We start from the raw sequence: 13,090 nt of genomic DNA, 5'->3' as shown, positions 1-13,090 counted from the left end.
AAGGGGCGAGTTGGACGTAGCGCTAGGGGAGCACAGGGACGAGCCCACTCCCGTCCACCTCTTGACCTTCAAAGGGCACTCGGCGCCGCCATCTGTTGGTAGAAAGTTTGAGGCCCTCACCGCCTCTTTATCCCTTGAGCAGGGCGAATGCCCAGTCGTCGGTTCGACGCTTAGTTCGGCAAGGGGTGCGTGTGGACAGCCAACGGACGGGCCAGGCGGGGCGCTGTCGTATCGTCTGGCGGTCTGTGTGGAAACCTACCATCGAGCCGTGGATATGCGCGTCAAGCGTGATGCGCTGGAAGGGTTCTATCGCATCACTTTAGAGCTGGCCGGCGCGCTAGAGGGCGTAACCTTCCACCAGCATCTGCTTGAACTGGGCGCAGAGGTCGATCCGTGGCGCCCAGGTGCCATCGCGCTCCTTGATGCGCTGGAATTCCGGGGGGATCGCCACGTCACTGTGGAGGAGTGGCTCTCCGAGGCGCGTGAAGTGCTAAAGCCTCTTCTGCCAGCCGGTTCTTTGTCAATCTCTCAAAAGCTCCAGAACAGGAAGGAGCTCTCTACTGTATTTTCGGTAGGTGAAGCCTCTAAGCATCCGGCACACACCATCCACGCGGTCAAGGGTATGGAATTCGATGCCGTTTGTGTCGTCCTGGCAACAAAGACTGCGAAGGGGATCGTGGATCGTCTGACCGGAGGTGGAGACCCAAGCAACTCAGAGAGTGTGAGAAAGCTCTACGTGGGGGCATCGAGAGCGCGCAGACTTCTTGCCATCGCCGTTCCAAACTCCCAATCAAAGCGCCTCCACACACTTCTATCGGCGACGGGCGCTGCTGTTCTGCTGTCTGAGGTGTAAAGGAGAGTAGAGGCTAGGGCGGGCCAAGGTTCATTTGCCTTGTGCTGGACGGTCGTAGTCTTTAAGCTCAAAGGACACTCACCAGGACACAGTCCGGTTTGGGTTCTGTAGGCAGATCAATGGTTTAGGAGTGGGGACGTTTAGTCCCACTCTCTCCGCCATAACGCAAAACGCCCCGGAAGGGGCGTTTTGTGTTTCTGAAAGGCTGAGGCGTCCTGAACACCTGAGCTGCTGGCTTGCACGTGAGTTCATGTGTTCAGCCCCGACGCCCACCCTTCGGCTTGTTATGGCACAACGGGTAACTCGAGCACGACCGGAAAGCCCCATGTGGCCCATTCCGGTCCACGAACACGCCCACCTTGCACACCGGGCAGCGTTCTTCGTGGATGGCCGCGCCTGAAATCGCGGTCACTTCCACAGCGCCGTCCTTCACCAGCTCATCCAGGAATGGCGAGTGCTTGCCCTGCAGGGTGAACATCGCAACCGACCGTCGCGCACGCGTCAGCGCGACATAGAACAGGCGCCGTTCTTCACTCAGTGGATAGGTATCGCCATCCGGCATCGCCAGCGAAAGCACCGGGTCATCCGAACGCAGGCTCGGGAAGCCTCGATTCACCGTGCCCGGCAGGATCACGTAGTCCGCCTCGCGCCCCTTCGATCGATGTGTGGTCAGGAACTCGACGTCCATCGTGCTGCCGAAGGCCGTCTTCCAATCTGAAGGCACTGCACCGCGATCCGCGCGATACCGCCCCAGAATGAATACAGTCACGCGCCCGGTGCGGCCCTGCGGCACCGCACCTGACAACAGTTGTTGGTGCAGCTTCGCAAGGTATTGGCGAACGCCATCCTGCACCTCCTCACGCCGGTTCATCTGGAACGCCTGCAGCACCGGGCCCACTGCCGGCGCGGCCGAGTGAACTTCCTTGACGATCTGCGCGGGATTGCGGCTGATGAAGCGGCTGGAAACATCACACAGTGCTTGCGGGCAGCGGAACGTTTGCTCCAGTTTCAGCACCTGGCCATGTCCCATCCATTCGCGGAATCCGGTCATCACCGAAACGTCGGCACCGGCGAAGCGATTGATTGATTGCCAGTCATCGCCCACCGCAAACAGATGGCGGCCCGGTTGGCTGACCAGGGCACGGCAGAGGCGCGCACGGGCGCGCGATGCGTCCTGGAATTCGTCGGCCATCACCAGTTCGTAGGGTGATTCATAGTGGCCCTGTTCCAGCAGCCCGGCCGCCATGTTGAGCATGTCCTCGAAGTCGATGCTGCGCTCGTCAGCCAGTGCGTTGTCCCAGGCCTGGAAAACCGGCCCTGCGATCTCCAGGAAGCGACGATGTCGTTCCTTGAACTGATCCTCGGGCATCTGCCGCAAGCGCGCGGCCATATCGTCCAGCGTCAGGCAGTTGCTCTTGGCGTGCGCAATGAACGTGCGCATCAAGCCGATCAGGTCCGCGTCCGGCATCGGCTTGGCGCCCTGATCGGGCAGCTCGCGGTCCGGGTTCGGGTCGAGTTCGACACCAGACGCGCCAAGCCGCTCCGCAAGATCCTGCAGGGCATGTCCACTGCGCAGGTCAAACGATGTCGTCTCGATCAGGGCGGTGCCGCGCGCCACATGCTGCTGGCGCTTCCAATGCATTCCTTCGCTGTAGTTGACGAAGTGCTTCGGCGGCTGGCCATCGGCATCCAGCGCAAAGTGCTCGTGATACAGCTGGGCGTCCGGGTAGTAGAAGTCCGGGCGATACTGGCGATGGGTGTCAGTCGCGGTATCGAACTCGTAGCGCCGTTCGTAGTCGTATGCCACGCCGTTGTAGAACAGCCAGTCGGCGATGACGCACTCTTCCAGGCTCTTCACCCGTTCGCCCTGCAGGGTACGCATGTAGGGCGTGCCATCGCGATCGTAGCCATCGGCCATCATGTCGGCACCGAACGGCGGAAGATCGCGCCCGAACACCAGGCGGAACATGTCCCACTGGGTGCGGAAGTGGGTCGAGCGGTCCTTCAGGTCGTCCACCAGTTCGGCCAGCTTGTTGAAGCCCAGCGTCGCGTCGACCGCCCATTCCGGGATATCGGGCTTGCGCCCTGTCGCTTTGGCGATGATGGACAGGCCCAGGGCGTGGAAAGTCCGGGCCTCAACCACGGTATCGCCCATGCCGAGCCGGTCGAAGCATCGCTGCGCGCGCTCTTCCAGCTCCTTGGCGGCGTCCTTGTTGAAGGCGAGCATCACGATCCGTTCGGGCTCCACGAAGCCGCGATCGATGGCATAGGCGGCCTTGGCGACCATCGTAGAGGTCTTGCCAGAGCCGGCCGCGGCCACGACCTGCACCCGGTTGTCGAAGCAGATGACGGCGCGGGCCTGTTCCTCGGTCAGGGGCTTGCTCTCGACCCGGTCGAGGAAGTCCTTGGCCAGCACCCGCTCACGCGTTGCCATGGTCGCGTTGGCCTCGGCCCAGACGGCCGGCCAATCCAGCTGCCAGTCGTGCAGGGCGTCCAGCGCTGCGCGGTGGTTGTGCGCGTGCAGGTCGCCATGCACGTTCTCATCAAGGAACAGTTGCTCCAACTCCGGCGGCTGCAGGGGCAGGGAGGAGCGCTCCGCCAGCAGCGTCTGCTGCTGCTCGTGGGTGATCCAGCGGCGGCCGGCACTGCCGCGGTCGATGAGCGCATCCGCAGCGCTCAACCACGCCTGGATCTGCTCCAGGATCGTGTCAAACAGGGCCTTGCGCCCCCGTGTGGTGCGCGCAAAGCGGACCTGCTGCAGCGCTGCCGCAAGCCGGGACGCCTGTGCGTTGGAAAGCCCGTCCACCGACAGCTGCCCGGCACTTCCTGCCTGCAGCTCGACCCGCGACCAGAAAAGCCCGGGAATGACCTGCACGCTGTGATCGTCATCCACGCGTTGCCGGTATTGCTGGCCTGCGACGTTCAGCTCGATGCTTTCGCCATCCAGCCGCAGCCACCAGTGTGGCGAACGAGTCACACGTTGGCCCCAGATCGAGGGGCGCCATTCCATAGACATCCAGGTACTGCCTTGCAAGCGTCAACTGGGCATGTAGAGCCCCTAAGCCCGCATGATAAAGGGCCTTGACGTTGCATGTGGCCTGTCACGCGCAGCCAGGGCGCGTCCGAATGCCGTCTATCGCAGCGCATCCAACAGCCAGGCGCGTGGCATCATGACGCGTCTGGATTCAGGAGCTGGCCATGGAAATCGACTGGGACCGGGTGGGAACCTTGAAGCACGTCGGTGGTGGCTACGATATCCGGACGGATCCATTGAGGATCCTGGTGACCACCGCGAAGCAAGGGCACGAGGGCGGAGTTTCCGACATGCTGATCGTGATGGACGATGGCACCGTCATTCCGCCGGATGGGATCCTGCGTTTGGCACGGGCGCCGGGCCGGATCCCTTAGGCGTTCGGAAACCAGCAGCACCAGCGGCAGTTGCTGAATCAGCAGTTGCTGAATCACTCGTAGGCACGGTCCCGCTTTGCAGGGGGGACCTCCAACGCGTCCCCACGCCGGATCAGCTCATCCAGATCCACCGCCGAAGCCGCCAGCGCATCCTGTGCGTCGAAATCCCACCTGTTCCTGTAGTCCCGCGCCAGCAGGTCGCAGACCGCTTTTGCGCGCTGGTAGGCATCGTCCTTTCCCTCGGCCTGCTGCAATTCATCGCGATGGATCTGGCAGAGCATGAGCTGATGCGCGTCCTCGGCGCGCTCGCGCTCCCAGGTGATGTCGGGCAGGCCCGAAAGCGCAGCGGCAAGTGCGAACGCGGTCATTGGCATGTCGGGTGTCCAGGCAGCGATGGGAACCCGAGCGTATGCGAGTGGCGTTGGCTTGAGGCCATCGCCGCCCGCGTTGTTTCACTGCGTGTTCACCATTCGCTGCAGCATGGAAACTGCATCAGATGCAGTTGATCCAGACGATCTGCTCACGCATTCACATCCACCACAATCCGCCCGCGCACCTTGCCCGGAATGATCTGGTCGTAGACGTCCAGCACCTCGGCAAGCCCGATCAACTGCACGGTACTTTCGAGCTTCTGCGGATCCAGGTCGGTGGCAAGTCGGTCCCACGCGCGCTGTCGGACGGCCTGCGGCGCATTCACCGAATCCACACCGGCAAGCGTCACGTTGCGGAGAATGAAGGGCAGCACCGAGCCATGCAGCTCATCACTCTGCGCCAGCCCGCACGCGGCCACTGCACCGCGGTACTTGGTCTCGGCGATGGCGTTGACCAGGGTAGGGCCGCCGGCCACATCGACCACGCCGGCCCAGCGTTCGGCGCTCACCGGTCGGTCGCGCGGTTCGGAAAGCTGCGCGCGATCGATGATCTCGGCGGCGCCCAGGCTGTGCAGATACTCGGCGTGTTCAGGTCGCCCGGTGGCAGCCACCACGCGATAGCCCAGCTTTGAAAGAATCGCCACCGCAATCGAGCCGACGCCGCCGTTGGCGCCGGTGACCAGTACATCGCCCTTCCCGGGCGTCACGCCGGCATCTTCCAATGCCAGCACGCACAGCATCGCGGTGTAGCCCGCGGTGCCGATGGCCATGGCGTCGCGGGTGCTCAGGTTGCCGGGAATCCTGTTGAGCCATTCGCCGCGAACACGGGCGCGCTGGGCGAGGCCGCCGTGGTGGCCCATGCTGAGATCCCAGCCATTGAGCACAACGCGGTCGCCGGGTTTGAAGTCGACGCTGCTGGAGTCCAGCACCAGGCCAGCCAGGTCGATGCCAGGGATCAACGGGAACGTCCGGATCACCGGGCGCGCGCCGGTGAGGGCCAGCGCGTCCTTGTAGTTCAGCGTGGAATACTCGACCTGCACCAGCACGTCGCCATCCATCAGGTCGGCTTCATCGAAATCGACCAGCTCCGTGGAAACGCCGTCGTTGGTCTTGCGGGTCAGCAGTGCCTTGAAACTCATGGTGGGGGCTCACGTTCGGTGGATGAGCCCATGCTAGGCTCGCACCACTATCGCAACAAGAACGATGATTTTCCGTAGGTACTATGGTTTTCCGGAGTATGCATGCGTAGCAGGCGTTGGGACGGCAAGAGCGGTTGCGCGGTGGAAGTCACGCTGTCGGTGATGGGCGGCGTGTGGAAGCCGATCATTCTGTTCCACCTAATGACAGGCAAGCGACGCTTCATGGAGCTCACGCGGCGTGTGCCCAACGCCACCCAGTCCATGCTGACCAGCCAGCTGCGGGAACTGGAAGCCGACGGGGTGGTGATCCGCCACGTGTACCCGGAAGTGCCGCCGAAGGTGGAATACGAGCTTTCCGAGTTCGGGCGCACGCTGGTTCCGGTGCTGCTGGCCATGCGCGAGTGGGGTGAAACCTATCGCGGCCATGGACGCACGGATAGCAACGGCTGAAACCTGAAGCGGAGCGCCGGGCGTCGTCGTCATGGCCCGTGCATCCGGGGGGCGTTCCGGAGGCCACAGCAATAGCAGCGGTACTGCAGGCAGCGTATGTGGAGCGTTGCCTCGCTCAGTGAAGGGCTGCGATGCGGTTCCTGTTCCGTTGACACCCGATTGCCCACGGGTGTGGAAGCGCAGGCGCCGGTTGTGCAGTCGCTGCAGCAGATGGAAGCCGCCAGCCTGGAGCGGCGGTAGGCGGTCATGCAGCGCCAGCAGGATATCGAAGTGCTGGCTCGCGAGAGTCACGCGGTACGGATGGGTTGAAATCCCAGCGCAGCAGAACGATGCCCCATGAAAGGGGCATCGCTGGGTTTACGGGGCCGCCTTTGCCTGGCGCGGATCGGCAATGATCCGCGAGGGTGACCCATACAGCACCAGCACCCGCATACCGGTGCTGAATACCGGATCGGGTCCCTGTACAACCGTCATCAGATTGCCGTTCTCTGTCTGCACTACGTATTCCAGGCCCTTGGCCTGCGAGAGTGCGCGTTCGGAGGCCGCACCGGCAATCGCGCCTACCACCAGGCCGCCAATGGCACCGATGGCCGCTGCCTGGTCGCTGCCACCGATGGTGGAGCCGGCCACCCCGCCAGCCGCAGCGCCGGCAACGGCACCGCCGCCCTGTGAGCCGTCGATACTGACCGCACGGACGCTGATGACCGTGCCGCTGACGGTTCGATTGACCTGTCCCACCGAACCAATGGAGTAGCTGTCCGTGCGCACATTCGGTGCGCACGCGGTCAGCATCGCAGCAGCGGATGCGGCCAGCAGCAGGCGCTTCACGGCGCTTCCTGCTTGTTGGGGAACATCGGCTTGGAAATATCCACTGTCTCCAGAGCCTGCAGGAACTGGGCGATGTTGTTCTGGGCCGAGCGGCTGATCGACTCGCGGGCACGGATCACGCCTGCGAAGGCGTAGTTGAACGGAACTTCGCCGGACGCGCTGACATCCTGGGTATAGACGATGCTGCCGGTTGCACGATCGATCAGCTCGTAGCGGGCGATCGTCTTGGTGGTCATCGATGCACCGAAGCTGGGAATGTCGATCGCCAGGATCTTCACCGACAGGCTCAACTTCACCGGCGCGTCGTCGCGGAACACCGCCATCTTGTTCAGCGCTTCGGTCAACGCGTTCTGCCACATCTGCGGCACTTCGTGCTGGGCCTGCGCGGGGATCTTGCCCTTGGCTTCATCCGGACGTGCCAGCGTGACCGTCAACGACTTCAACTCGCCGTCAATCTTCTTGCTGCTGACCCCGACGTTCGGGACCGAGAAATTGAGCGGCGGATTGGTGGTGCAACCTACCAGCGACACGGCGAGGATCGCCGCGAACAGGAACTTCTTCATCCATTTTCCCCTGTGACTACGTTGAAACATCCATGGTGAATCGTGTGTTCGTCGGCAACGTCGATGCTGCACTGCAGTGGCCGCATGAAGGCGTGGCTGACTGCGCGCAAGGATACCTGAATTGGAACGGCCTTCCGCCTGGTGCTGTTGCCTCGCAGGGGTGGCGCTGCAAAGAACGGCAAAGAGTGTCAGGGAGCTCAGTACCGGGTCCGCACGCTGTTGCGCAAATGTGCCGGTCGCATTGTGCTACCGATATGGCGGATGGGTGTTCTGCGTGCATGCTCGGCTTGGCCGGCCAGCTGGAATGCAGACTGATACCGTGAGGAGCGAGGGTCACCTTTCGAGAAGCACCAGTGCCAGCCCCCAAAAATGGGGGCCGGCACACATCACGGCAGTGCGTGACTTACGGGATGGTGCAGCCGCTGTTCCGTAGGCAGCGGGCAAATGCCGGGTAGCACACCTTCTCGCCATTGCCCGCCGCCAGACAAGCCTCGTAGGCGGTGTAGCACGGGGTACAGCGGGACTGCGCGGAGGCACTGCCGATTCCCAGGGTCAGTGCAGCAGCCGCAATAGCAACAGACAGCTTGAATCCAATCTTCATGCTTCACTCCGTTGATAGCCCTCCTTGGGCATCTCGGAGGCTAACGTGGGAAGAGGGTGTGTTCAACCCGCACCGCGTCCGGATGGGCATCCATCTTCAGCGCCCCGCCCTGGATTTACTTTGTTGGTGCGTCTGCAGTCTGAGCGGCCACCATGGCTTGTTGCATTTCCTTCAGTGACAGATAGCCATCACCATCGGTGTCCAGGCCCGCAAAGTACTTCGCGATCTCCGGCACCACGATGGCTTCCTCCTTGCTGATCCTTCCGTCTTTGTTCTTGTCCATCGCGGTAAATGCGGCGTCGATTGAATCGGCCTGCTTGTTGAAACGGCCCTGCTGAAATTCTGCGTACTCGGACTTGTCGACGCGTCCATCCTTGTTGGTATCCATCGCGGTGAACGTGGAATCGATGTAGGCCTGTTTCGGATCGGCCGGTGCGGCCTCGGCCAGTAATGGGGCAGCGCACAGGGCAATCAACAGAGCAGTTCTGGTCATGGGGTGTTTGTCCTTGTTGAGGGTCAATCAGCGGCAGGGGTAGGTGTAGCCGTCGGCGCCGCGATAGGTATCGTTGCGGCGGTCGTAGTTGCCGTAGCGGTTCATGCAGTAGTCGGCGCGCTCGCGGACTTCGCGTTCGCGCTTGGCAGCAGCGGCAATTACGCCGGCCACCACCGCTGCACCTACCACGCCCACCACCACGCCGGCGGTCTTGGCGTCGTGACGGCGCTCGCGTTCCCGCTCACGATCCCGCTCACGTTCGCGCCGCTCCCACGCATCGCGTTCCCGATCGCGGTAGTCCTGGCTCCAGTGCGGGCTGTAGCGGTCGCCACGCTGTGCATGGGCGTCGCTGGAGTAGGGCATCAGCACCAGTAGCTGCGCAGCAGCTGCCAGCAGTAGCGCGGTTCTTTCTGTTCTAGGAAACATCGTCCAGCTCCTGTGCGGAATTTCTTGGTAGCTGCAGTACACACCGCGGACATTGCGCGAACCTGCTGTCACTGGAGGGGGATGCACTGGCTATTGGACCAGCGCCTCCACCGGATCGAGCCGTGCGGCACGTCGTGCCGGCAGGAATCCGAAGCCAACGCCGATCAGGCTGGAACAGGCGAAGGCGGCCAAAATCGAATTGACGGAGAACACCAGGCTGAAGCCAGCATCGGCCAGCTCCAGAACCGCGCCCAACGCAAGGGCCACGCCGATGCCGAGTACACCGCCGAGCAGGCAGACCAGCACCGATTCGATCAGGAACTGCTGCAGGATGTCACTGCGGCGCGCGCCCACCGCCATGCGCACGCCGATCTCGCGGGTTCGCTCGGTCACCGAGACCAGCATGATGTTCATGACCCCGATTCCGCCCACCACCAGTGCGATGGCAGCGATGGAGCTGATCATCATGGTCAGGATGCCGGTGGTCTGTTCAATGGATCTACGGATCTGCGCGTTGTTGCTCATGTAGAAATCGGTGCTGCCGTGGCGGCGAGTCAGCAGTCGCGCGATGGCCTGCTCAGCCGCTTCCATGCTGATCGCATCCGAGACGCGTACGGTGATGCTGGACACGTGACTCTGCCCCAGCATGCGCGCCATGGTGGTGGTGTAGGGTAGCCACACCCGCAGCAACGAGGCATCGCCGGCCGCGCCGGCGTCCTTCTTCACCACACCCACCACGCGTACCGGCACGTTGCCCAGCAGCAGGGTCTGCCCGATCGGATTGTCGGCCGCGGCGAAGAAGCGTGCGCGGGTATTGGCGTCGATTACCACCACCTGCTGATAGCCGGCCACGCCGGGTGGACCGAAGAAGGCGCCCTCGCCGAGCTTCAGGCCATGCACGCGGAAGTACTGCTCGCTGACGCCCTGCACCTGCACACTGGCAGAGCGGTTGCCGCGCAGGGCGGTGCCGCTGGTGGCAACACCCGGGGGGGCGCTGTCCACGAAGGGTTGCCGGGCCAGGGGCACGCTGTCGCCGGGGGTGAGTGTTTCCACCCGCGCCGAGTGCAGGTCGCCAAAGCCGGAACCGGGATAGATCTCGATCGTGTTGGTACCCAACGAGGAGATGTTGGACAGGATGGCCTGCCGTGCACCGGTGCCCAGTGCTACCACCGCCACGACCGAAGCAATGCCGATGATGATTCCGAGCATGGTCAGGAAGGTGCGCATGCGGTGGGCGTTCATCGCGCGCAGTGCCATGCGGAAGGCTTCAGTGAAACGGTCCCGCCAGACCTGCCAGCCGCTGTTGCCCGCAGGCTGGGGCACGGCTGGCGTCGCCACGCCTGCTGACAGACCAGTACCGGTGGCACGATCACCCACAATCCGCCCATCGCGGATTTCGATGATGCGCTGCGCATGCTCGGCCACGGCCAAATCATGCGTAACCAGCACCACGGTATGGCCCTCGGCATGCAGCTCGCCGAGGATCTTCATAACCTCCTTGCCGGAATGCGTGTCCAACGCACCTGTAGGTTCGTCGGCGAAGATCACCGCGCCACCATTCATCAGGGCACGCGCAATCGAAACGCGTTGCTGCTGGCCACCCGACAGCTCACCAGGAAGATGCTGCATGCGCTCGCCCAGGCCAAGCCGCGACAACAGCGTGGCCGCACGCGCATGGCGTGCATCGGCAGGCATGCCGGCGTAGATCGCAGGCACTTCCACATTGCTCAGTGCAGTCAGATCGGTCAGCAGGTGGTAGCGCTGGAAGATGAAGCCGAAGTGCTCGCGGCGTAGTTCGGCCAGTTCATCAGGCGACATCTGCGCGGTCTCGCGCCCGGAGATCTGATAGAGACCGGCGGAAGGGCGATCCAGGCAGCCCAGGATGTTCATCAGCGTGGACTTGCCCGAACCGGACTGGCCTACGATGGCCACCAGTTCACCTGCGTGGATATCCAGGTCGATGCCGTCGAGTACCACCAATGTCTGCTCGCCTGCGGCAAACTCGCGGCGTACGCCGCGAACGCGCAGCAGCGGCTCGGTCGTGGTCGTGCTCATCTGGATTGCGCGGGTGCGTTGGTGGCTTCGGCATCGGCCTGCGCCAGCACGACCTGTTCGCCTTCCTTCAGCCCGGTGCGTACTTCCACCTGGATCTGATCATCCAGCCCGGTAGTGACGCGCCGCGTGCTGGCGCGGCCGTCGGCACCACGTACCTGCACGCTGTAGCTGCCATCGGCGGCGCGCGCACCCAATGCGGCCGAGGGAATGGTCAGTACGTTGTTGGCGCGGCCCAGCACGATGCGAACCTGCGCGGTCATGTAGCTGCGCAGGCGGCCATCGGCGTTGTCCACGTCGAACTGGCCGTTGTAGTACATGGCCGTGCGGCTTCCACCCGACACTGCCGGTGCAGCAAGGCTGGAGCTGTCTTCGTTGGTGATCGATTCCGGCGCTGGCGCGATATCCCGCAACGTGCTGCTGTAGCGGCGGCCGGCATCACCAAGAATGGTGAAGAATGCTTCCTGGCCAACCGAGGTGTGTACGACGTCGGCCTCGGAGATCTCGGCGTACACCGTCATCACGTCCTGGTTGCCCAGCATCACGATGGTGGGGGCGCTCTGCACCGCATTCACGGTCTGCCCCTGGCGCGCGACCACGGCCAGTACGGTGCCGTCGGTGGGGGCGGTGATGCGGGTGAATTCCAGATTGGTCTGTGCGACATCGACGTCGGTCTGTCGGCGCGTCACTTCACCGTCCAGCGCAGCGATTTGTTCCCGGGTGGCATCGACCTTGGCCTTGGCTGCATCGAAGTCGGCGCGGGCCACCAGTTGCGAGGCCGCCAGTTGCTGCTGCCGATGCAGTGTCAGCTCGAACTGGCGCAAGTCGGTGGCCAGTGCATCGCGGTTGGCGCGCGCGGTGCGCTGCGCGGCCTGCGCGCTCAGCAATGCATTGCGCTGAGTGCGCGAATCGATATCGGCAATGAGATCGCCGGCTTTCACCTTGTCGCCCAGCTTTACATGCAGAGTATCGATGCGGCCGGAGACCTGTGCACCCACGCTTACCAGTCGCGAGGGCTTCAGCGTGCCAGTGGCCTCCACCACCTGTTCGATGTTGCCGCGAGCGACCGGTGCAACCTGCAGGTGCGCAGGTGCTGCGGGCCGCAACCACGCGAACAGAATCAGCGCGCTGCACAGCAGGCCGGCAGCAATGATGAGCGCACGGCGGCGCTTGCGCGGTACGGCGCTCATCGGCGCAACATCCAGAACAGACAGGTCATCGGGGGTCCTCGCGGCAGTAGAAACACACGTCTGTCGTGGCAGACGTGGTTGACCGTCGAGTCTTCATGCGCTGGGTTGCGCGAACCTTGCGGAGCGATCGTTGTGTCAGCGCGCGGCGTGAAGAGCGAGCAGTGCGACGGCGATGAACTGCAGGGCGCTACCGAGAACCAGCAGTGCATTTCGCAGCCGGTGACCTGCGATGCGCGCAGTGCAGAGTTGAATCGCAGCACCGGCCAACAACCAGAGGAAGGTTGAAGCATGCAGCTTCGTCATTCCTGCACCGATGGTGATCAGCAGCGCACTGGCAATCATTATCCCAGCGGCATGGCCGTCCAGGGCGCGCAGCAGCGGTGGCGTTGGGTGCGGGGTTGCCGCCCGCCATGCCGCCAGCCCGTGCAGCGCGGCATGCACGGCAACGAACAGGAACACGGCCGCCGCTGCCGCGGTGCTCGCGTGCCGATACGTTGAAGCCACCAGCGCAAGGCCGGGCAGCAGCAGAAACAACGCGCCGAACAGCCGCATCAACACGCCAGCGCGCTCGATATCGGGAACTGTCCGCAGCCAGCGCGGCCAGTGTTGCAGGCCGGGCGCGCGGCCAGTGCGCGGGCGGCGATTCCATGCGGCAGCGGTAAGCGCCGGCGAATTCCGTGGTGGCACAGTGCGCGTGGAAGAGGACGGTGGAGGAG

At 63.5% G+C, this 13,090-nt stretch carries 14 protein-coding genes; 3 read left to right on the top strand and 11 right to left on the bottom strand.

What is annotated here, in order from left to right; translation table 11 throughout:
* Positions 1-853, top strand: an 853-nt coding sequence (locus N5D20_RS22160) for a 3'-5' exonuclease (protein ID WP_279915007.1), incomplete at its 5' end; no start/stop codon positions are given.
* 256 nt (positions 854-1,109) lie between these two features.
* Here N5D20_RS22160 and N5D20_RS22155 read toward each other — a convergent pair.
* Entirely contained in the window at positions 1,110-3,863 is a 2,754-nt protein-coding gene (locus tag N5D20_RS22155; RefSeq protein ID WP_197578496.1) for a UvrD-helicase domain-containing protein, read from the bottom strand.
* A gap of 188 nt (positions 3,864-4,051) precedes the next feature.
* Between N5D20_RS22155 and N5D20_RS22150 the strand changes: the two genes are divergently transcribed.
* Complete coding sequence (locus N5D20_RS22150; protein WP_049436694.1) at positions 4,052-4,261, top strand: hypothetical protein; 210 nt, start codon at positions 4,052-4,054, stop codon at positions 4,259-4,261.
* Between the two features lie 53 nt (positions 4,262-4,314).
* Here the strand turns inward: N5D20_RS22150 and N5D20_RS22145 are convergent, their stop codons facing one another.
* Positions 4,315-4,629: a hypothetical protein gene (locus N5D20_RS22145; RefSeq protein ID WP_279915008.1), complete on the bottom strand. Its 315-nt coding sequence runs from the start codon at positions 4,627-4,629 to the stop codon at positions 4,315-4,317.
* A gap of 152 nt (positions 4,630-4,781) precedes the next feature.
* Positions 4,782-5,771 (bottom strand): MDR family oxidoreductase, encoded by a 990-nt coding sequence (locus N5D20_RS22140; protein ID WP_197578495.1) that lies wholly within the window; start codon positions 5,769-5,771, stop codon positions 4,782-4,784.
* Between the two features lie 102 nt (positions 5,772-5,873).
* On the opposite strand from N5D20_RS22140, the gene N5D20_RS22135 reads away from it, so the two are divergent.
* The gene (locus tag N5D20_RS22135; protein WP_197578494.1) at positions 5,874-6,221 is read left to right on the top strand and encodes a helix-turn-helix domain-containing protein; all 348 of its coding nucleotides are present in this window, start codon (positions 5,874-5,876) and stop codon (positions 6,219-6,221) included.
* A gap of 357 nt (positions 6,222-6,578) precedes the next feature.
* On the opposite strand, the gene N5D20_RS22130 is transcribed toward N5D20_RS22135, so the two are convergent.
* From N5D20_RS22130 to N5D20_RS22095, 8 genes are all read right to left on the bottom strand, one after another.
* Positions 6,579-7,049, bottom strand: a complete 471-nt coding sequence (locus N5D20_RS22130) for a hypothetical protein (RefSeq protein ID WP_279915009.1) — start codon at positions 7,047-7,049, stop codon at positions 6,579-6,581.
* Positions 7,046-7,612, bottom strand: a complete 567-nt coding sequence (locus tag N5D20_RS22125) for a UDP-N-acetylglucosamine acyltransferase (RefSeq protein WP_049436690.1) — start codon at positions 7,610-7,612, stop codon at positions 7,046-7,048. Before N5D20_RS22125 ends, N5D20_RS22130 begins: the two co-directional genes overlap by 4 nt.
* 403 nt (positions 7,613-8,015) lie before the next feature.
* Positions 8,016-8,213: a hypothetical protein gene (locus N5D20_RS22120; RefSeq protein WP_032128612.1), complete on the bottom strand. Its 198-nt coding sequence runs from the start codon at positions 8,211-8,213 to the stop codon at positions 8,016-8,018.
* 115 nt (positions 8,214-8,328) lie between these two features.
* Complete coding sequence (locus tag N5D20_RS22115; RefSeq protein WP_049436688.1) at positions 8,329-8,706, bottom strand: EF-hand domain-containing protein; 378 nt, start codon at positions 8,704-8,706, stop codon at positions 8,329-8,331.
* A 27-nt stretch (positions 8,707-8,733) separates the two neighbouring features.
* The gene (locus N5D20_RS22110) at positions 8,734-9,132 is read right to left on the bottom strand and encodes a hypothetical protein (protein WP_043398639.1); all 399 of its coding nucleotides are present in this window, start codon (positions 9,130-9,132) and stop codon (positions 8,734-8,736) included.
* 90 nt (positions 9,133-9,222) lie between these two features.
* Entirely contained in the window at positions 9,223-11,187 is a 1,965-nt protein-coding gene (locus N5D20_RS22105; protein WP_279915010.1) for a MacB family efflux pump subunit, read from the bottom strand.
* The gene (locus N5D20_RS22100) at positions 11,184-12,374 is read right to left on the bottom strand and encodes an efflux RND transporter periplasmic adaptor subunit (RefSeq protein ID WP_197578492.1); all 1,191 of its coding nucleotides are present in this window, start codon (positions 12,372-12,374) and stop codon (positions 11,184-11,186) included. The genes N5D20_RS22105 and N5D20_RS22100 overlap by 4 nt, the downstream gene beginning before the upstream one ends.
* 135 nt (positions 12,375-12,509) lie before the next feature.
* Positions 12,510-12,926 (bottom strand): hypothetical protein, encoded by a 417-nt coding sequence (locus N5D20_RS22095; protein WP_197578491.1) that lies wholly within the window; start codon positions 12,924-12,926, stop codon positions 12,510-12,512.
* Between the last annotated feature and the right edge of the window lie 164 nt (positions 12,927-13,090).

It is taken from the genome of Stenotrophomonas sp. GD03877, from assembly GCF_029840555.1.
GTDB classification, from domain to species: Bacteria; Pseudomonadota; Gammaproteobacteria; order Xanthomonadales; family Xanthomonadaceae; genus Stenotrophomonas; species Stenotrophomonas geniculata.
This window is presented reverse-complemented; position numbering and strand designations above follow the sequence as displayed.

Excerpts from the sequence above, each read along its gene's own strand:
- N5D20_RS22140 (WP_197578495.1), bottom strand. The coding sequence starts at position 5,771 with ATGAGTTTCAAGGCACTGCTGACCCGCAAGACCAACGACGGCGTTTCC.
- N5D20_RS22105 (WP_279915010.1), bottom strand. The coding sequence starts at position 11,187 with ATGAGCACGACCACGACCGAGCCGCTGCTGCGCGTTCGCGGCGTACGC.
- N5D20_RS22115 (WP_049436688.1), bottom strand. The coding sequence starts at position 8,706 with ATGACCAGAACTGCTCTGTTGATTGCCCTGTGCGCTGCCCCATTACTG.
- N5D20_RS22155 (WP_197578496.1), bottom strand. The coding sequence starts at position 3,863 with ATGGAATGGCGCCCCTCGATCTGGGGCCAACGTGTGACTCGTTCGCCA.
- N5D20_RS22100 (WP_197578492.1), bottom strand. The coding sequence starts at position 12,374 with ATGAGCGCCGTACCGCGCAAGCGCCGCCGTGCGCTCATCATTGCTGCC.
- N5D20_RS22150 (WP_049436694.1), top strand. The coding sequence starts at position 4,052 with ATGGAAATCGACTGGGACCGGGTGGGAACCTTGAAGCACGTCGGTGGT.
- N5D20_RS22135 (WP_197578494.1), top strand. The coding sequence starts at position 5,874 with ATGCGTAGCAGGCGTTGGGACGGCAAGAGCGGTTGCGCGGTGGAAGTC.
- N5D20_RS22125 (WP_049436690.1), bottom strand. The coding sequence starts at position 7,612 with ATGAAGAAGTTCCTGTTCGCGGCGATCCTCGCCGTGTCGCTGGTAGGT.
- N5D20_RS22145 (WP_279915008.1), bottom strand. The coding sequence starts at position 4,629 with ATGACCGCGTTCGCACTTGCCGCTGCGCTTTCGGGCCTGCCCGACATC.
- N5D20_RS22110 (WP_043398639.1), bottom strand. The coding sequence starts at position 9,132 with ATGTTTCCTAGAACAGAAAGAACCGCGCTACTGCTGGCAGCTGCTGCG.
- N5D20_RS22120 (WP_032128612.1), bottom strand. The coding sequence starts at position 8,213 with ATGAAGATTGGATTCAAGCTGTCTGTTGCTATTGCGGCTGCTGCACTG.
- N5D20_RS22095 (WP_197578491.1), bottom strand. The coding sequence starts at position 12,926 with ATGCGGCTGTTCGGCGCGTTGTTTCTGCTGCTGCCCGGCCTTGCGCTG.